This is a genomic window from Nitratireductor basaltis (assembly GCF_000733725.1).
Lineage (GTDB): Bacteria > Pseudomonadota > Alphaproteobacteria > Rhizobiales > Rhizobiaceae > Chelativorans > Chelativorans basaltis.
This window is the reverse complement of sequence record NZ_JMQM01000001.1, coordinates 2,226,506-2,245,982: the sequence shown is the minus strand read 5'-3', so window position 1 is coordinate 2,245,982 and position 19,477 is coordinate 2,226,506. Positions and strand designations below refer to the sequence as shown.

The window sequence follows — 19,477 nt, the reverse complement described above, 5'->3', positions numbered from 1 at the left end:
GCTATTCGGCAGCCTGCGAGGGCCGATAGCGCATCAGGAGTGCGCGCAAGGCGGCCGGTTTGACCGGCTTCTGCACGATCGCGACATCCATCGCGGTGGCGGCCTGCCGCACCTCACGGCTGCGATCGGCGGTAATCAGGACTGCGGGCACATCCTCGTTCCAGGCCTTGCGCAGTTTCGTGATGGCATCAAGACCATTGCCACGGTCGAGGTGGTAGTCCGCGAACAGAAAGTCGGGTGCCTCGGGATATTCGCTCTCGTGGCCTTCCAGGCCTTTCATGGTCTGTACACGGCATCCCCAGCCCTCCAGCATCATGCGCATGCCCTCGAGGATGCGCGTGTCGTTGTCGATGCACAGGATGTTCAGCCCTTCCAGCATGGCGTGGCGCACCGGAATGAGCGGGGGGCGCTCACGACCTGGTGTAACGGCGCGCGTACTGATCGGCATGATGACGGAAAAGCGCGTGCCTTTGCCAGGCTGTGAAAGCAATTGCAGCTCTAGCCGCAACACGCGCGCAATGCGATCGACAATTGATAGGCCAAGCCCCAGCCCTTGCGCCTCCCGCATGCCGTCATCAAGGCGCGTGAACTCCCGGAATACCGTCTGCAGTTCTCCTTCCGCGATGCCGATGCCCGTGTCCCATATCTGTATTTCCACCAGCGCCCCGCGCCGTCTTGCACCAACAAGAATGCGCCCGCTTCGTGTATATTTCACCGCGTTGGATACGAGGTTCTGCAACAGGCGACGCAGAAGATTGCGGTCGGTGGCAACGGTCAGGCTGCTTTCGACTATGGTAAGTTCAAGGCCCTTCTCCTCGGCCAGTGGCTGGAAATCCGTCTCGATCTGCCTGAGCAGCTTGTCCAGTTGGAACACCGTCTCGTTTGGCTGCATCGCGCCCGTGTCCAGTCGCGAGATATCGAGTACCGCACCCAGGATCGTCTCCACCGAATCCAGCGAGGACTCGATGCGGTCGATCAGCCCCCTTGTGTCGATGTCAGCCACCTTCTCGCGTAGCGGCGCGCAGTAGAGCCGCGCGGCATTGAGCGGCTGAAGGATGTCGTGCCCGGCACCGGCCAGGAAGCGGGTCTTGCCCAGATTGGCTTCCTCGGCCAGCATCTGCGCCTGTGCAAGCTCCTCGTTTACCTGCATCAACTCCGCTGTCCGGGTGGCCACACGCTGTTCCAGCGTCTCATTGGCCCGCTTGAGCGCTGCATCTGCCTCAACACGCGCGGTAATGTCTGTATAGGTGGCAACAATGCCGCCATCCGGCATCGCATTGGAGCGAATTTCAAGAATGCGCCCGCTGTTCTTCAGCTTGAGTTGCCAGGGTGCGCGGTGATCGGCCAACTGCTCCAGGGTGAAGCTCTCCGCATCGCGCGCCAGCTCGCCCCGCCCGATGAGATGCCCGACAATCTGTCCGAGCGACACGCCGACCTGACCCATGCTGTCCGGCAGGCCGAAAAGCGTCCGGAACTGTCTGTTCCAGCAGGTCAGCCGGAAATCCCGGTCAAAGACGGTGATACCTTCTTCCATCTGGTCGAGGGCGGTCTGCAAAAGATCCCGATTGTGCTGCAGTGCCATCGAAGCGTCGTCGAGGAGCCGCATTGCATCACGGGTCGTGCCGTCATTACGCTGGAGCAGGAGCGAGAGGATAAGCCGGGCTGAAGAGGAGCCGACGGCACTCGCCAGAAGCTGTTCGGAAAAGCGCACCAGAGAAATGTCTGCCGGGCTGTTGCCGTTGAGAGCCGCTCCCTGCTCCTCTTCGAATGTAAGGAAGGAGCGTTCGGTGCGTTCAACCCCCAGATAGCGCGAGATCGTGTCCTTCAGATCGTTCACGGTGACGGCGGTGCGAAAACGGCGAAGGCTGGGCATTGGCGCAGCATCTCGCGGCACGAAAAGCGAGGCCTGAATGCGCTCCAGCGGCGAGGCGGCACGCGAGAGCGAGCCCAACACGAAAAGCAGCGTGTTGAAGGCGAGGCTCCACATCACACCGTGATTAAGCGGTTCCGCAACGGTTCCGAACAGTGCCTGCGGCCTCAATGCCTCGATGCCCCAGGGCCCGCTGACGATCAGGTCCGTTCCCGCAGGCGCGAGGGAGGGGAAAAGGAGCGTATAAGCCCACACCAGGAAGCCCGCGCTCATCCCCAGTATCGCTCCGCGCGCATTGGCTCCGCGCCAGAAAAGGCCGCCGAAGAAGGAAGGCGCAAATTGCGCGATGGCCGCAAAGGAAATGAGGCCGATGGCGGCAAGCCGTGTATTGTTCGTTGTCTCGCGGTAGTAGAGAAAAGCCACGAACAGGATGATGAAGATCGCCGCGCGGCGAATGTTCAGGATGATCGCCGACCAATCCTCGTTGTCCCGCCCATCCGAATGAAGAAGCCGTCGCAGGAAGATCGGGATCACGAGGTCGTTCGAGATCATGATCGATAGCGCGACACTTGCGACGATCACCATCGCGGTCGCAGCCGACAAGCCGCCGACAAAGGCAATCATAGCCAGAAGGTCGTGCCCCTGAAGCAGGGGGATGGCGAGCACATACAGGTCTGAATTGGTGCGGCTGCCCACCAGCGTCAGACCCGCAAACGCGATGGGAATGACGAAGATGTTGATCGTGACGAGATAGAGCGGAAACAGCCAGCTTGCCGTCTTCAGCTCTTCCGGGCCCTTGTTTTCAACGATGGTGACATAAAACTGGCGTGGCAGCATGATGATCGCCGAAGCGCTCAGCGCAGTCATGACAAGCCAGGTCGCCAACGAGGTGGGAGTGGCGAAGGCTTGGGCGACCTGCGGCGTGCGCGCTACCGTATCTGCCAGATCCAGCGGACCGCCGAAGAAGAAAAAGGTGATGGCGATGCCAACCGCAAGAAAGGCTGCCAGCTTGACGATGGATTCCACCGCGACAGCAAGCACAAGCCCGTTCTGGTGCTCGGTCGCATCGGCGTGGCGCGTGCCGAACAGCACCGCGAACAATGCCAATAGCAGCGCAACGATCAGGGACAGGTCCCCGATCACAAGATCGGTCGTCGCATCCGTGCCGTTGTAATGCATGACCATGAGGCTGACGGAATCGGAGATCGCTTTGAGCTGCAGCGCGATATAGGGGATCGTGCCGAAGGTCGCGATCAACGTCGCAACCGAGGCGACGACGAAGCTTTTGCCATAGCGAGCCGCCAGAAAGTCCGCGATGGAGGTAATCTTCTCGCTTTTCGCCAGCCTGATGATGCGTTTCAGCAATGCCCCGCCGAAAAGGAACACGATCACCGGCCCGATATAGATCGCCAGAAATTCAAAGGCGCGCTCGGAGGCCAGGCCGACCGAGCCGAAAAAGGTCCAGGAGGTGCAGTAGATGGCAAGGCTAAGCGCATAGATATAAGGCCGCGAAGCCGGTGCTGCGCGCGAAGCGCGCCGATCGCCAAGGCTGGCGATGACGAACAGAAGCGTCACATAGGCGACAGCAACAATTGCTACGACCCAGCCCTGCAAGCGCAAACCTCCCCTTTTTCTTTGGAGGGAAGCACGCGGACCGACCTCGCGCAATAATTCCTTAAGCTAAGACGTCTTTAGCTGTAGTCTGATTCTCAGTCTCGCGTGACGATTGCGCCGAGCGATCTTCTCAAAACAGGGGGGCTTCATGCTCAAGGAATTCAAGGAATTCATTGCCCGCGGCAACGTGATGGACCTTGCGGTTGGTGTCATCATTGGTGGAGCGTTCGGTCTGATCGTGAAGTCGTTGACCGACGACGTCATCATGCCGCTGGTCGGTGCGATCTTCGGCGGGTTCGATTTTTCCGACTATTTCGTGCCGCTTTCCGACGGCGTTACCGCAACGACCCTTGAGGCCGCGCGCGAACAGGGTGCCGTATTCGCATATGGCAACTTCATTACCGTTGTCGTGAACTTCCTGATCCTGGCCTGGATCATTTTCCTCATGGTCAAGGGCGTGAACAATCTGCGCCGCAAGGAAGCCGAAACCCCGGCCGAGCCGAAAGCGCCACCACAGGATGTGCAGCTTCTGACCGAGATTCGCGATCTCCTCGCGACCCAGAAGATGAAGCCCTGACAGGAGCTTGAAAAGCATGCCGCTTGTTGATGCGCTGCGCCGCGAGGCGCGTTCCGTACCGGCAAGCGGCATCATTGCCGTTGCCGATCATGCACGGGGCAGGCCCGGCCTCATTCCGCTTTGGGTTGGTGAAGGCGACAGTCCCACGCCTGATTTTATACGCAGTGCCGCCTCTGGAAGCCTGGCGGAAGGGCACACCTTCTATACATGGCAGGGCGGTATCCCGCCATTGCTCGAGGCGCTTTCGCGCTATCACCTGCGCACCTTCGGCAGAAGCTGCGCGCCGGACGAGTTCATCGTCACCGGCGGCGGCATGCAGGCCATCCAACTGGCCATGCAAGCGGTTGGTGGTGCTGGTGACGAGATCATCTATTTCTCACCCGCCTGGCCCAATTTTCCAGCTGCGTTCGGCATCACTGGCGGCACACCCGTGCCCGTCAGCCTTACCTTCACCGACAATGGCTGGAGCCTTGACCTGGATCAGGTCGAAAGCGCGATCACAGGCAAGACGAAAGCAATCTTCGTGAACACGCCAGCCAACCCGACAGGCTGGACGGCTGATGAAGAGACGCTCCGGGCCTTGCTCGCGCTTGCCCGCCGCCATGGTCTCTGGATCATCGCGGACGAGATCTACACCCGCTTCCACTATGACGAAGGGCGAGCCCCATCCTTCTTCGACATAGCGGAGGATGAAGACCGCATCATCTTCGTCAATTCCTTCTCGAAGAACTGGGCGATGACTGGATGGCGTGTCGGCTGGATCAGGGCGCATCGATCCCTGAAGCCCATATTCGACCACCTGGTGCAGTATTCGACTTCTGGCGTGGCGGAATTCATGCAGCGCGGTGCGGTTGCGGCTCTCGATGAAGGTGACACCTTCATCGGCCAGCAGGTCGAGCGGGCAAGGAAAGCTCGTGATCTGCTATGCTCCACGCTACTGGAAACCGGGCGGGTGCGTCTGGCACCACCGCCGGGTGCCTTCTATCTGTTCTTTGCGGTGGATGGCGTTTCAAACGCCCATGCGGGTGCCATCGATCTCGTCGACAGCACGGGCATTGGCCTGGCGCCTGGAACAGCATTCGGTGCGGAAGGGGAGGGATACTTCCGCCTCTGCTTCAACCGCCGCCTCGACCAGATCGAGGTGGCGGCTGAAAAAATAGCGGAATGGATCAGGGCCCGCTAACCGCCCGACTTGGAAACAACCAGCGGGACAATCCGCTCGCTGGAGGCGACAGTCTCCGTGCGTCGCTCGGTGAAGGGAATGCCGACCGCCTCCCACGTCTCCAGAAGCGCGTCCTTTAACCCGTCGATAAGCTGATCGGAATGCAGTGGCGTCGGCGTGATGCGCAGGCGCTCGGTACCGCGCGGCACCGTTGGATAGTTGATCGGCTGAATGTAGATGCCATGCTGCTCGAGCAGATGGTCGCTGGCCTTCTTGCACAGATCCGGGTCACCCACATGCACAGGCACGATATGTGTCTGCGACGGCATGACAGGCAGACCCGCGGCACTCAGCACATCCTTGGTGCGCTGTGCCTGGCGCTGCTGTGCTTCACGCTCGCTAGCGGAATTCTTCAGGTGACGGATCGAGGCGGCCGCCGCATTGGCGATTGCCGGCGGAAGTGCCGTCGTGAAGATGAAGCCGGGAGCGTAGGAGCGAACCGCGTCGATCACAGCGGCAGAGCCCGTGATATAGCCGCCGATCACGCCGAAGGCCTTTGCAAGCGTGCCTTCGATGACGTCGATGCGATGCGCAAGCCCTTCACGCTCGGTGATGCCGCCACCATGCTCGCCATACATGCCAACCGCATGAACCTCATCGATATAGGTCATGGCATTGTACTTTTCGGCCAGATCGGCGATCTCCGCGATCGGCGCTATGTCGCCATCCATCGAGTAGACGGATTCGAACACGATCAGCTTGGCACGATCCGGATCCGCGGCTTTCAGCAGGCTCTCCAGATGGTCGAGATCGTTGTGGCGGAACACCTTCTTGTCTGCCTTGGAACGGCGCACGCCTTCGATCATGGAGGCGTGGTTGAGTTCATCGGACAGGATCAGGCAGTCCGGCAGAAGCTGTGCAATGGTCGATATGGATGCTTCATTTGAGACGAAACCGGATGTGAAGACCAAAGCGGCTTCCTTGCCATGCAGATCGGCAAGCTCCTGCTCAAGCTCCACCAGCGGATGGTTCGTGCCCGAAATGTTTCGTGTACCGCCTGCACCCGCACCCATGCGCCCGGCAGCCTCCTGCATCGCACGCACGACCGTCTCATGCTGACCCATGCCAAGATAGTCGTTGGAGCACCACACGGTAATTTCCCGCGCCTGTCCATTGGCACGCCAGATCGCACGCGGAAACGCGCCCGCTATGCGTTCGAGATTGGCAAATACACGATAACGCTGCTCGGCATGAAGCTGGTCGATCGCCTGGGAAAAGAACCGCTGATAATCCATAATGCCTTTCCTGGGTTGCACGCGCGAACATACTGCGCAGCGCTGCCTGCGTCCATGTGCCGAAACCGGTCAAAATGCCACGGTCAAAACAGTTTAGCCGTGAATCGCGGCCAGTGCCATATGGCCATGAGGAGGGGCCACCTTGAACGCCATATAGGCGTCACTTGCAAGAGTTTTACTACCCCGGAGCAATTTGACACTTCTGTGATGAACCCGTAGCCCTTGAGGGCGTTCAGGTTACATGGTGATTACTATTACGGAGGCATTGGCCGCTTCTCATGTGCGGAATCTGCGGAGAGTTGAGATTTGATGGCACCCAGCCATCGCCCGTAACCCTGAACAAGATGATGGACTGCCTGGCACCGCGTGGCCCCGATGGGGCAGGCGTGGTTCTGAGAGGCAACACGGCCTTCGGTCATCGCCGCCTGAAGATCATCGATCTCTCCGAGAAGGCGCGTCAGCCGATGGAGGACCCGGAACTCGGTCTGACCATCGCCTTCAATGGCTGCATCTACAATTACCCCGAGCTCCGCGCCGAACTCGAAGGCAAGGGTTATCGTTTCTTCTCGACAGGCGACACCGAGGTGATCCTGAAGGCCTGGCATGCCTGGGGTGAGGAATGCGTCGAGCGCTTCCATGGCATGTTTGCCTTCGTGCTTCATGAGCGCGACAGTGGTCGCATCGTGATGGCGCGTGACCGCTTCGGCATCAAGCCGCTTTATCTCGCGGAGACACCCGGCAAGATCGCCTTCGCCTCCACGCTCCCCGCGCTCGTGGCGCGTGGCGATGTCGACACCTCCATCGACCGCTTGGCGCTGCATCACTACATGACCTTTCATGCAGTCGTCCCGCCGCCGCACACGATCCTCAATGGTGTGCGCAAGCTGCCGCCGGCGACGATCCGGGTCATCGAGCCCGATGGCCAAAGCCGCCAGCGCGTCTATTGGGACCCGCCCTTCGCGCGCGACAGCTCGCTCGCAAGCCTCTCTGCCGATGAATGGCGCGACCGCGTGCTTGACGCACTTCGCCTTGCGGTAAAGCGGCGCATGGTCGCCGACGTGCCCGTGGGCGTGCTGCTGTCGGGCGGCGTTGATTCCAGCCTCATTGTCGGGCTTCTGGCGGAAGCAGGCCAGACTGGCCTCATGACCTTTTCCGTCGGCTTCGAGGAAGCCAATGGCGAGAAGGGCGACGAATTCCTCTACTCCGACCTCATCGCCGAGCGCTACGGCACCAAGCATCATCAGATATTCGTGCCATCAAGCGACCTGATGGATGCGCTGCCGGGTACCTTCGCTGCCATGTCGGAGCCGATGGTCTCTTATGACAATGTCGGCTTCTATCTTCTGTCCAAGGAAGTCTCGAAACATATCAAGGTCGTCCAGTCGGGGCAGGGTGCCGACGAGATCTTCGGCGGTTATCATTGGTATCCGCCGCTCATGGACTCCAATGACGTGGTCGGCGACTATGCGAAGGTCTTCTTCGATCGTGACCACGCCACGCTTGCCACCCAGCTTTCGCCCGTATGGATGGAAGAGGCGGATGTCAGCCGTGCGCTTGTCGAACATCAACTGACGCGCGCAGGTGCAGACACCCCTGTCGACGCCGCGCTTCGTCTCGACTCGGAAGTCATGCTGGTCGATGACCCCGTCAAGCGCGTCGACAACATGACAATGGCATGGGGACTTGAGGCGCGCGTGCCTTTCCTCGACCATGAGCTTGTGGAACTCGCCGCCCGCGTGCCGCCGGAAGAAAAGCTGAAGCACGGCGGCAAGGGTGTCCTGAAGGATGTCGCCCGCCAGATCATTCCGTCAGAGGTTATCGATCGCAAGAAGGGTTATTTCCCGGTCCCGCAGCTGAAATATGTCGATGGGCCCTATCTCGACATGGTCCGAGATGCGTTGAGTTCGCAGGCAGCGCGCGAGCGTGGTCTGTTCAGACAGGACTATCTGGACCGGCTCTATGCCGCACCGTCCGAGCACATCACGCCTTTGCGCGGTTCGGAGCTTTGGCAGGTCGGCCTGCTTGAGCTGTGGCTGCAGACACATGGAGTGGGATGATGTCGCGCAAGGACGGGCAGCCTCACCAGAACCGGCGCAAGGACAAGGCCGCCGGTTATCGCCTGCAGCGCATGCGCACCGATTCCATGAAGCCGGCCATCGGCCGCACCGATGATCACCAGCCTGCGCCCGGCGAGAATGTCGCGCTCGACCTCGGCTGGGGCAGGCTCATCTTTGCGCAGACCTTCAAGACCAATGAGGACATTGCGCAAAGCCTCAGCGCGGAAGGTCCCGACCGGCGCGACATCGCCTTCTATATTCGCGACCCGCATGTGCTTCTGGCGCTTGCGCCGCAGGAGCTGTTTCTGGATCCGTCGCACACCTACCGGCTGGATCTCTCCACCTACCGGCCGGGGCGCAGGCAGACACAGGGCTATTTCATTCGTCGCCTGACCTCGGAAGTGGATGCCCAGGGCGTCAACAATATCTACCAGAGCCGCGGCATGGTGACGGTAAGGCCGGATTTCTTCTGGTCGAAGAGGGACAGCCGGGCCATCACCTATTTCGTGGCCGAGGATGAGCAGACCGGCGAAATCGTGGGCACCGTCACCGGCATCGATCACCGCCGCGTCTTCAACGATCCGCAGAACGGCTCGTCGCTCTGGTGCCTGGCCGTCGATCCGCAGACACCGCATCCCGGCGTTGGCGAAATGCTGGTGCGTCGCCTGGCAGAACATTTTGCCGCTCGCGGAGCCGCCTTCATGGACCTGTCGGTCATGCATGACAACGAGCAGGCCATCGCGCTCTACGAGAAGCTCGGTTTCCAGCGCGTTCCTGTCTTCGCGGTCAAGCGCAAGAACCCGATCAACGAGAAGCTGTTCACGCATCCGCCGGCCGATTTCGACCGGCTGAACCCCTATGCGCGCCTCATCGTGGATGAGGCACACAGGCGCGGCGTGGCCGTGGATATCACCGATGCCGATGGCGGCTTCTTCCGTCTTTCATTCGGCGGCCGTTCCATTCATTGCCGCGAAAGTCTTTCGGAGCTGACTTCGGCCATCGCAATGTCCATCTGCGATGACAAGGCTGTCACGCGGCGCGTTGTGCAGAAGGCCGGTATCAAGGTTCCTGAACAGCGGGATGCGGACTGCAGCCGCGAGGAGCTTCAGGAATTCCTGGAGAAGCATGACAAGCTCGTCGTCAAACCGGCGCGGGGCGAACAGGGGCGAGGTGTTTCGGTCGGCCTCCAGACGATGGAAGAAGTGGACAGCGCCATCCGCGAGGCGCGCGAGATCTGCGACCGCGTCCTTCTGGAAGAATGCTTCCAAGGCGAGGATCTGCGCCTTGTCGTCATCGACTACAAGCTCGTTGCAGCGGCCGTTCGCCGCGCGCCCTGCGTGGTGGGTGACGGACGCAGCACCATCGAGGAACTGATCAAGCGCCAATCCCGCCGCCGCGAGGCCGCTACCGGTGGCGAGAGCCGCATCCCCATCGATGATGAGACCCGACGCTGTCTTGCTGCCGCTGACCTGAAACTCGAAGACGTGCCTCAAAAGGGGCGGGAGATAACGGTGCGTAAGGCAGCGAACCTCCACACGGGCGGTTCGATCCATGATGTGACGGCGATGGTTCATCCGGAGCTGGTTGACGCCGCCTGCCGGGCTGCCCGTGCCATAGATATCCCCGTGGTGGGAATCGATCTGATGGTGCGGTCGCCAAGCGAGCCTGAATATGTTTTCATCGAAGGCAATGAGCGGCCGGGTTTGGCCAATCACGAACCACAACCAACCGCCGAGCGCTTTGTCGACCTTCTCTTCCCACGCTCTGGAGCGAGATTTGCGAAACAGGCGCTGGGCTCAAGGGAGTAGCACTTGTCGCGACTGAAGATCGATGTCGATTACCTGCTGGGCCAGTTGAAGGCGCTTTTGTCCATCGATAGCCCGACGGGCTATACGGACACGATTGTGCGCCATGTCACCGAGGAACTGGAAAGTCTCGGGCTTGAGCCTGAACTGACGCGCCGCGGTGCCATTCGTGCAGTGGTGCGCGGTGGTCGTCGCGAAGGTGCGCGCGCAATTATCACCCATCTCGATACGCTGGGTGCCCAGGTGAAGATGGTGAAGGACAATGGTCGGCTGGAACTGGTCGCCATCGGCCACTGGTCCGCCCGTTTCGCCGAAGGTGCACGCGCAACGATTTATACCGAGAAGGGAAGCTATCGCGGTACGGTCCTGCCGCTCAAGGCTTCCGGCCACACCTATAATGACGAGGTGGATACCGCGCCCGTTGGCTGGCAGCATGTAGAACTGCGCATCGATGCCATGTGCTGGACCCGTGCCGATACGCTCAGCCTCGGCATCGATGTCGGCGACTTTGTTGCAATCGATCCGCAGCCGGAATTCCTCGACAACGGCTTCATCGTCTCGCGCCACCTGGACGACAAGGCCGGTGTGGCCATCGCTCTGGCTTCACTGAAAAGCATCATGGACAGCGACGTCACGCTGCCGGTTGACACGCACTGGCTGTTCACCATTGCTGAAGAGGTAGGCGTGGGCGCAGCCTCGATCATCACGCCCGAGATCGCCTCCATGGTCACCATCGACAACGGCACCACGGCACCGGGTCAAAATTCCTCGGAATTTGGTGCAACGATCGGCATGGCCGATATGGCCGGTCCCTTCGATTATCACCTGACCAAGAAGCTGGTGGAGATCTGCCGCGAGGAAGATATTCGCTACCAGAAGGACATCTTCCGCTATTACCGTTCCGATTCCGCTTCCGCTATCGAAGCCGGGCACGATGTGCGCACGGCACTTATCGCCTTCGGCATCGACGCCTCGCATGGCTATGAGCGTATCCACACCCATGCACTTCGATCCGTGGCGGAACTGACCACGGCCTATGTCGTCAGCCCATTGGAGATCGAGCGCGACGTCTCCGAAGTCTCCGACCTTGAAGGCTTCACCGAGCAGCCGACCGATCCGGCAGAACAGCCAAAGAAGCGGCGCAAGCTGCCCGAGCCGCTCTCGGCCCTGAAGGACTGAGTGACCGTGGAAATGAAAGAGCCGGCACTTGGCCGGCTCGATCAGGTCATCCGCTGAGCACTGAAAGTCGCTCCGGCGGGAAGCTGATCCAGACATTCTCGCCGCCCAGACGTTCAGCCTCGCCGGAATCCAGATAGGCTTTCAGCACCGCATCCGGCTTGTCGCCCACGCGGATATCCAGAGCGGTACGGCTGCCCTTGAAAAGGCGGCTGACCACCTTGCCCTCGATCGCATTGGGTTCGGCTGGCTTGACCGCGTGGCAGCGCACGCTTTCCAGGCGAAGCGAGGCACTGACCTGCGCGCCCGAAGCGGGCTTTGCGCCATGGGCCGAGCCTGCCACCGTGATGCCGTTCCAGTCCATGGCCACGGTCTCACCCTCGGTGCCGCGAACAGTGCCTTCCACGAGATTGGTCTCGCCGATGAACTCTGCCACGAAGCGGCTTTGCGGGCGAAAATAGAGGTCTTCCGGCGTGCCCGATTGCTCGACGCGACCTGCATTCATGACCACGATGCGGTCCGACATGGTCAGCGCCTCGTCCTGATCATGGGTGACGAAGAAGAAGGTCTTGCCGGTGCGCTTCTGGATGTCCTTCAGCTCCACCTGTACCTGCGCCCTGAGCTTCGCGTCCAGAGCGCCAAGCGGCTCATCGAGCAGCAGCAGCTTCGGATCTGGTGCAAGTGCGCGGGCTAAGGCCACGCGCTGGCGTTGCCCGCCGGAAAGCTGGTCGGGCGTGCGATCGCCAAGCGCCGAAAGCTGGAGGAAGTCCAGAAGCTCCGCCGTGCGCTTTTCGATTTGCGGGCGCGATTTGCCTTTCAGCTCCGGACCGAAGGCGACATTCTGCGCAACCGTCATATGCGGGAAGAGCGCGTAGTCCTGGAACACCATGTTCACGTCACGGCGGTTCGGCGGCTGACGCGTCACGTCTTCACCACCCAGAATGATGCGCCCCTCGGTCGGTGTCTCGAACCCGCCAAGCATGCGCAGCGTCGTGGACTTGCCGCAGCCGGACGGCCCCAGGAAGGTGACGAACTCGCCGGCCATGATCTTCATGTCCAGATGGTCGACCGCCACCACATTGCCGAAGCGCTTGGTCACATTGTCGATGTGAACGATTGTGTCAGCCATTTCAGGCTCCCTTGTTCATGCGCCGCATGGAACGCTCAGCCCACAGGCCCAGCACCGCGGTGAGGATCAGTACGATTGTCGAGATGGCGTTGATCTCCGGCGACATGCCCGAACGCAGCTTTGCGAAGATGAGTACGGGAAGCGTCGGCTCGTAGCCGCCAAGGAAGAAGGCACGCACGAAGTCGTCGAAGGACAGGAGCATGCAGAAGATGCCCGCACCGATCAGCGCCGGCTTCAGATAGGGCATGGTGATGCGGAAAAAGGCAACCACACTGTCGGCGCCAAGGTCCTGCGCAGCTTCGATCTGGCTTCTCGGTAGTGTTGCCAGCCGTGCCATCACCACCAGCGCCACAAACGGCACATTGTGCACCGTGTGACCAAGGATGATCGCCATCATTCCCGGTTCGATGGAAAGAAACCGGGCGAAGATACGAAGAGAGATGGCCGAGATGATGCCGGGAATGACCGCCGGGAGGCAGGTCACCGCAAAGACGATCAGCTTGCCGCGGAAATTGTTGGGACCCAGGAAAGCCGCAACCCAGGTGCCAATGACGAGCGACAGGAAGGTTGAGGCAAGCGCAATCGCCATGGAGAAGGCGAAGACGCCCAGCACCTGCCCGTCCTGGAAGACGCCCGTATACCACTCCATGGTCCAGGCGCGGATCGGGAAGCCGATGAACTTGGAATCCTTGAAGCCCATGACGACCATCAGGACAAGCGGCACGAAGAGATATACGACGAAGGCCCAATAAATGACCGACATCAATATGCGTGTATGGCGGGTCATTTCAGTAGTCCTTTCCCGTCGCGGCCCATCAGTTTCAGGAAGATGCCGGTGAGCGAAAGTGTGGTGATCAGCATGATCGCGGAGAATGCCGCACCCGTTGGCCACTCATCCCCCGCAACATGGAAGAAGCCCGCAATGCTTTCCGCAAAGACGGTGGTGCTCGGTCCGCCAAGCAGCACCGGCGTCGCGTAGTAGCCCGTGGAGATCAGGAAGACGAGCGTGCAGCCCGACGCGATGCCTTCTCTCGACAGGGGCAGCGTGACACGGCGGAAGCGTGTCCAGGAGCCCGCACCGAGATCGGCTGCTGCTTCCAGATAGTTGTCCGGGATCTTTTCAAGCGCCGAATAGAGTGGCAGCAGCATGTAGAGCGCTGTCAGATAGATGATGCCCACGCCGAGCGAAAAGCTCGTATACATGAAGGGGATCGGGCGATCGATCAGCCCGATCGACTTCAGGAGCAGGTTCACCGCACCATTGTTGCCAAGCAGGATCATGATCGCATAGGTGCGCACGATCTCGCCAACCCAGAACGGGATGAGCAGCAGGAGCAGGAACAGGAGCTGGTTCTTCCGCTTCACATGCTTGGCCAGGAAATAGGCGACCGGATAGGTGATCAGTAGCGTGACGAATGTCAGCGTGAAGGCGAAGCCCAGCGTGCGGAAGAACGGGATCATGAAGATGCGTTCTTCGAAGAAGCGGCTCCAGTTGGCCAGCGTCAGCTGTGGTTCATAACCTGCAGCCGGCGGGTAGGAGTCGAGAAAGCTGATATAGAACATCTCGATGATCGGACCGAGATGGGCGAAGAAGACCCAGAAGAGCGGGAAGCTGGCCAACAGTAGAAACTGCCGCCTCGGCGTCTTGAACAGGACATCCGTTACGCCCTTGTACAGGCCGTTATTCATCAGGGCGCCCCACATGCTGCGCTTTTCGCGTGCCGTGGAAGGCAAGGGCGTGTCCGCCCGATCGGTATCGGCGTGGGCCATCTTATCACTTGCAGCCTGCCCGCCCGCGCGTAGGTCGGTCGGGTAGATGAAAACCAAAAGGCGAAGGTGGCAGGCGGCGCTGAGGCCGCCTGCCGGATCAACTCAGCCTCAGGCGGCCTTGATCTCTTCAACAGCCGGATCAAGAAGCTTGTACTTCATGTCATTGGCTTCGGCGCGGAAGAACTGAAGACCGGCAAGTTCCTCTTCGGTGAAGGAGGAAGCCTTGCGCTCCAGCTCGGTCAGATGCTGGTCCGCACCCTTGTAGGTGGAGATGAAGCCGGAGGCCTTGGTCATCTGCGCGCCGATCTCGGGCTTGGCCAGAAGCGCATCAAGCAGCTTGTAAGCATTGTCCGTGTTCGGGCCGTTGTTCGTCACGTTCAGCGTGTAGACGAAGCCGTAGGAGCCTTCCTTCGGAATGGTCATGGCGACGGGGAAACCGTCGGCGATGAGCGAGGCGATCGGGCCGTTCCATGCGTGAGCGAGCACGATGTCCTGATTGACGAACATCTGCTGAACCTCGGCACCGGAATCGTAGAACTTGCGGACCATGTCCTTGTTCTCGATCAGGAGATCGCGCGTCTCCTTGACGATCTGGGCGGCCTTCTCCGGGTCGTCCTTGTATTCGACCATGTTACCGTCATAGCCGAGATAGAGCATCATCACCGACATCATGTCCTGGATGATGTAGGCGGTCTGGCCCTTGTACTTGTCTGCGAACATGACGTCCCAGCTCTTCACCTCGTCTTCGGAGACGACTTCGGTGTTGTAGGCCAGAACTTCGGCACCCGACAGGATCGGCGCGCCCCACTTGTTGCCATTGATCGTGGACCAGTCGCTTTCCGAATAGATCGGGTTGATGTTGCCCCAGTTGGAGAGACGATCCGTGTCGAGCGGTGACAGCAGGTCGGATTCGATGAACTGCAAGAAGCGGTGCCCGGCAACGGTCACGATATCCGCGGTCGGATTCGGCGCTTCTGCGGCCAGAAGGTTGAACTGCTTGCCCTGGTCGTCGACGAGACGGACATTTACCTGGATGCCGGTTTCCTTTTCGAACTCGGCCTTGAAGTCATCCGGGATGAAATTCGCATAGGTCCAGACATTGACCGTGCCGGAAGCGCGGGCGGCGGTGGAGCGCAGATAGGCCGGGGCCGCCAGGATGGCAGCACCAGCCGCACTCGACTTGATGAATGTTCTGCGGTTCGTGATGAGCTTTTTCATTTCTCGTTCCTTCTCTCTGGTTCAGGTTCGGTTTGTTTTTCTACTCAGCGCTCTTGCGGGCACCTTTGTTCAGACTGCTGCAGCTGCGCGAACAAAGCCGCGTTCACAAAGCATCTGCAGGTCCTCAAGGCTGAGATCATTGAAATCAAGTTCCTTGAGGAGATCGTTCTCGCCGGCGAAATCACGACCATACATGGCTGACAGAATGTCCACGCCGGCACGGTGAAGCCGCGCTTCCTTCCCCGTCAGTTCGCCAAGTTTGACTGTCGCCCAAAGCCCGTAGGGCGCGTCTTCAGTGACATAGCGGGAGTCGGCCGTGGTTGGTCCGTTGCCGATGCGCCCGTCCTTGTACATCTGCATGTTCTGGTCGGAGACCGGGCCTTCCGGCACATGGAAGGAAAGGCTGAAATGCTGGTGGATGTTGCGAACGGCGAGGCCGAGGCTGTCGGCGATCTCGATCCGCTCGCGATCCAGCGCTTCAAGCAGGCGTCCCACATTGGGCGTGGTGTTCAGGCCCTGGTTCCAGGTTTCGCCATGCTCCATGCGGGTCATGTTGCCAAGCGCAATGCCCAGATGGTTCTGTGGGTTGAGGTTGGAGAGCGCAATTGCAAGCAGCCCGTCGCGGATGACGAAGCGATCGCCGAAAAGCCGGGTGCAAAGGGCGTGGCCTTCCTCAACGGCGCTCAGCGGAACGGCGCTCATATCGACCTTCTTGCGCACCGTGTTGACGCTGGCCTGCGTCGGCGAGGGCTGACGACCCGTAGTGACCGTGGTGCCCCAGGCAATGATGGGAAGAGACACGCCGCGCTGCGCCAGAAGTTTCGAAAGATAGAGCGCCCCGAAGGAGGCATGCGAGGAGATGATGACCGTCTGACCCTCGCGAAGATGAGGGGCAAGCGCATCAAACACCATGCGGTGTCCGTAGGCGGGAAGAGCAACCATGATCACATCGCTGCGCGCTGCCAGGTCTTCTGCGGACTGCGCGACGGCCGGGCGGAATTCGCCTTCCAATGCGCCGCTGGCGACGAGTGGCTGCCCTTCGGCCAGAGCCTTGGTGCGCTCACCGGATGGCGACCACAATACCGGCTTGTGGCCATTCGTTTCCAGAAGGCATGCCGCACCGAATGCGATGGCTCCGGCGCCTGCGATACCTACTGTCTTGCTTTCCTGCGTCACGCTCTGTTCGCCCCCGAATTCGTTTCAGTCCTGTTTGGCGACCGGGTCGCCCAGTGTGTGCATCAACCTGTTCGCCCAGCCGAAAAGTGAAGCCGAGAGGATCAGGTCGAGGATTTCCTCGTCGTTCAATCCCGCTTCGCGAAGCGCCTGCATGTCGCTCTCGGATGCTTCGCTGGGTGCCTTGGACAGACGTGTCGCGAAGCGCAGTATGGCGCTTTGTCGTGGGTCGAGATCGGCATCTTCGCCCTTGGCGAAAATGCGTTTCATCACCTCTTCATCCTTGGCAAGCTGGTTGTAGCGGCTGGCATGCACGGCCGCGCAATAGACGCAGCGATTGACCACCGATGCCGCCGTCGCGCCGATTTCGCGCTCTGCCCGGCTCATGCCGCCGCGATTATACATGATCGCGTTGAAGAGTGGGGTGCGGACTTTCAGCGTCTCGACATCATTGGCAAGCACGAGAACATAGTCCGACACCTTGGTGTTGGATGGCGTGACCTTCAGCGCGTCCAGCTGTTCGGGCGTTGCCTCGTCAAGCTTGATCGGCTTCACGCGCGGCTGCCAATGCGGAATCGTGGTGGTGAATTCGTGGATGGTATCGCTCATTTCGCCCCCCGCATAAGCTTCAGTCCGGCAATCACGCGTATCTGATAGGCCAGAAATGCGTTCAGCTCTGAAAGGCGCACGATGTCCGCATCGCTTACGCCAGCCGCCTTCAGGGCCTTGATATCGCCTGCCTGAGTGTCGCGCGGGCGTGCAGCGACCAGATCGGTATAGGCAACCACTGCTGCCAGCCATCCGTCGGATGGTGCAGGCGCACGCGGATCGGCAATATCGGTGATCTCTTCCGTGGCACCGGCTTCCCCGACCAGCCCGTCATAATGCTCGGCCAGCGCTTCATCATCATTCAGGCGCGCGATGCGGGCGGCCAGAGCCGCACGGAGAGCATGGGACAGGCCGCCCGGATCATTGGGCTTGAGTGCCGCATCATGGGTGGCCTGCGTCATCTCCATCACATCCGCACGCCCTTCCAGCGCGTGATGGACAGGCGTGCCGGGCTCGATGCCCGCCTGCGCAATGACCACATCGTTCAGTGAAATTCCGCTCATCTCAATTCCCGCCGCTTGCAGCAACCATCGGCGCTGCCTGTTCTTGATCTTCCAGTTCGCTTGCCCTCCATTCGTCGCCCTGAAGCTCCGGCTTGGAATAGTCGAGCATCCCCTGCCAGTGCGTCTCCACGTCCTGGCGATAGAGCGTGGCGGCGATTGCACGAGCCAGCCACGAGGCACCTTCACTGATGCCGGGTATGTCGCCCGAAACCTTGCCCAGGCTCGCAGCCGCGCCGAAGTTGAAGCAGTGGATCTGGGTGAGGAACGGGGTTTTACCCGCTTCGCGCTCCTGAAAGGTGAAATCCGCTGCAAGATAGGGGAAGTTCGCCAGGTCGCGGTTCTCTTCGTTGGCTGGGGGCGTGTACCGGTCGCGCCACAAGAGCACGTTTCCTGATGCCTCACCAAGTTCCGCGCGCGCCATCGGGTCCACGGTGAAGCCCGTTCCAAGGATCAGGAAATCGGTACGGACGGTCTTGCCCGCTGTCGTGCGGATGACCACCTCGTCACCCTCGTTCCAGACGCGCTCAATGCCTTGGCCAAAGTGAAAATAGGCGTTGTCGTGGCGGCTGACGCGAAGCGTCGAGCCGCGCGGTGAAGGTGTCTGCGTGGCGAAGGAATATTGCATGAAGCGCCAGCGCCATTCATCGGGAAGCTGCGCATAGCCGCAGGTGAAACCGAATGAACCGATGCCCATCATCTTGTTGATGGTCGGCATCTCCTTTCGTCGAATGAGATGACGAACCTCTTTCGCACCTGCCTCGAGTGCCTCCGCGGAATTGTCGACCGCCGAGGCACCCACGCCGATCACGACGACGCGCTTGTCCTTCAAGCCGGCGAAGTCGATTTCGTCTGAGGAATGCGCCCAAAGATGCTGCGGCAGGCCGTCAACGAAACCGGGAATGTTGGGATGGCCGGTGCCATCGCGGCCCGTCGCCATGACGTAGCGGCGCGTCAGGATGGAGCGCTCACGCGCGCCGCTGCCTGCAAGCTGAAGGCGCAGATAGGGCCCTTCCTGCGTAATGGAGGTGACTTCAACCTCGTTTTCGATCGGGACATCCAGTGCCTTCCGGTACCAGACGAGATATTCCATCCACATCGGGCGCGGGATCTTGTCCAGCTTCTCCCACTCCGCTTGACCGAACTGGGCGGTGAACCAGGCGCGGAAAGTCAGGGATGCCTGGCCATAGGCAGGGCCGGTCAGCTGCTTTGGCGAGCGCAGCGTCTCCATGCGCGCATAATTGAGCCACGGACCTTCGAGACCGGCCGGGTTCTTGTCCAGAATCCGCAGATTTCGGATGCCGCCGCTCCACAGCGCGAACCACGCGACCAGACCGCACATGCCGCCGCCGACCACGACCACGTCATGCACCTTCTCACCTTCGTGCTGGTGCGCCGGCACCCAGTTGGTGGCGGGAAGACATAGATATTCGAGATCCTGCTTCAGCCGCGCTTCCAGCGCCGCCAAGCCTTCCGGACTGTGAGTATTATCGGTTCTGGTCATTTCAGCCTATTTTCATCC

General features: G+C 60.5%; 15 protein-coding genes. 5 read left to right on the top strand and 10 right to left on the bottom strand.

What is annotated here, in order from left to right; all coding sequences use genetic code 11:
* Window position 1: 1 nt before the first annotated feature.
* The gene (locus EL18_RS10855) at window positions 2-3,484 is read right to left on the bottom strand and encodes a hybrid sensor histidine kinase/response regulator (RefSeq protein WP_036482816.1); all 3,483 of its coding nucleotides are present in this window, start codon (window positions 3,482-3,484) and stop codon (window positions 2-4) included.
* 148 nt (window positions 3,485-3,632) lie between these two features.
* Here EL18_RS10855 and mscL point away from each other — a divergent pair, with 148 nt between their 5' ends.
* The gene (gene mscL / locus EL18_RS10850; RefSeq protein ID WP_036482814.1) at window positions 3,633-4,061 is read left to right on the top strand and encodes a large conductance mechanosensitive channel protein MscL; all 429 of its coding nucleotides are present in this window, start codon (window positions 3,633-3,635) and stop codon (window positions 4,059-4,061) included.
* 16 nt (window positions 4,062-4,077) lie between these two features.
* The gene (locus EL18_RS10845) at window positions 4,078-5,244 is read left to right on the top strand and encodes a pyridoxal phosphate-dependent aminotransferase (protein WP_036482811.1); all 1,167 of its coding nucleotides are present in this window, start codon (window positions 4,078-4,080) and stop codon (window positions 5,242-5,244) included.
* Here the strand turns inward: EL18_RS10845 and hemA are convergent.
* On the bottom strand, window positions 5,241-6,518 hold the full coding sequence (gene hemA, locus EL18_RS10840) for a 5-aminolevulinate synthase (RefSeq protein WP_036482808.1): 1,278 nt from the start codon (window positions 6,516-6,518) through the stop codon (window positions 5,241-5,243). The genes EL18_RS10845 and hemA overlap by 4 nt on opposite strands.
* Before the next feature lie 278 nt (window positions 6,519-6,796).
* Between hemA and EL18_RS10835 the strand changes: the two genes are divergently transcribed.
* From EL18_RS10835 to EL18_RS10825, 3 genes are read left to right on the top strand one after another with little or no spacing between them, the layout of a single operon-like run.
* Window positions 6,797-8,575: an N-acetylglutaminylglutamine amidotransferase gene (locus EL18_RS10835; RefSeq protein ID WP_036482805.1), complete on the top strand. Its 1,779-nt coding sequence runs from the start codon at window positions 6,797-6,799 to the stop codon at window positions 8,573-8,575.
* A complete protein-coding gene (gene ngg, locus EL18_RS10830; RefSeq protein WP_036484585.1) occupies window positions 8,575-10,383 on the top strand; it encodes an N-acetylglutaminylglutamine synthetase in 1,809 nt (602 codons plus the stop codon). Before EL18_RS10835 ends, ngg begins: the two co-directional genes overlap by 1 nt.
* Before the next feature lie 3 nt (window positions 10,384-10,386).
* A complete protein-coding gene (locus EL18_RS10825) occupies window positions 10,387-11,559 on the top strand; it encodes an osmoprotectant NAGGN system M42 family peptidase (protein ID WP_036482802.1) in 1,173 nt (390 codons plus the stop codon).
* 46 nt (window positions 11,560-11,605) lie between these two features.
* Here the strand turns inward: EL18_RS10825 and EL18_RS10820 are convergent, their stop codons facing one another.
* From EL18_RS10820 to EL18_RS10785, 8 genes are all read right to left on the bottom strand, one after another.
* A complete protein-coding gene (locus EL18_RS10820; RefSeq protein ID WP_036482800.1) occupies window positions 11,606-12,685 on the bottom strand; it encodes an ABC transporter ATP-binding protein in 1,080 nt (359 codons plus the stop codon).
* Between the two features lies 1 nt (window position 12,686).
* Window positions 12,687-13,472 (bottom strand): ABC transporter permease, encoded by a 786-nt coding sequence (locus tag EL18_RS10815; RefSeq protein WP_036482797.1) that lies wholly within the window; start codon window positions 13,470-13,472, stop codon window positions 12,687-12,689.
* Window positions 13,469-14,455, bottom strand: a complete 987-nt coding sequence (locus EL18_RS10810; RefSeq protein ID WP_051914040.1) for an ABC transporter permease — start codon at window positions 14,453-14,455, stop codon at window positions 13,469-13,471. The genes EL18_RS10815 and EL18_RS10810 overlap by 4 nt, the downstream gene beginning before the upstream one ends.
* A gap of 108 nt (window positions 14,456-14,563) precedes the next feature.
* Window positions 14,564-15,673, bottom strand: a complete 1,110-nt coding sequence (locus EL18_RS10805) for an ABC transporter substrate-binding protein (RefSeq protein WP_036482795.1) — start codon at window positions 15,671-15,673, stop codon at window positions 14,564-14,566.
* A 69-nt stretch (window positions 15,674-15,742) separates the two neighbouring features.
* On the bottom strand, window positions 15,743-16,849 hold the full coding sequence (locus EL18_RS10800) for an NAD/NADP octopine/nopaline dehydrogenase family protein (RefSeq protein ID WP_036482792.1): 1,107 nt from the start codon (window positions 16,847-16,849) through the stop codon (window positions 15,743-15,745).
* Window positions 16,850-16,873: 24 nt separating this feature from the next.
* On the bottom strand, window positions 16,874-17,455 hold the full coding sequence (locus EL18_RS10795) for a peroxidase-related enzyme (protein ID WP_036482789.1): 582 nt from the start codon (window positions 17,453-17,455) through the stop codon (window positions 16,874-16,876).
* Window positions 17,452-17,958 carry a CMD domain-containing protein gene (locus EL18_RS10790; protein ID WP_051914038.1) on the bottom strand — a complete coding sequence of 169 codons (507 nt, stop codon included), beginning with the start codon at window positions 17,956-17,958 and terminating at the stop codon, window positions 17,452-17,454. Before EL18_RS10790 ends, EL18_RS10795 begins: the two co-directional genes overlap by 4 nt.
* 1 nt (window position 17,959) lies before the next feature.
* The gene (locus EL18_RS10785) at window positions 17,960-19,459 is read right to left on the bottom strand and encodes an NAD(P)-binding domain-containing protein (RefSeq protein ID WP_051914036.1); all 1,500 of its coding nucleotides are present in this window, start codon (window positions 19,457-19,459) and stop codon (window positions 17,960-17,962) included.
* Window positions 19,460-19,477 lie beyond the last annotated feature (18 nt).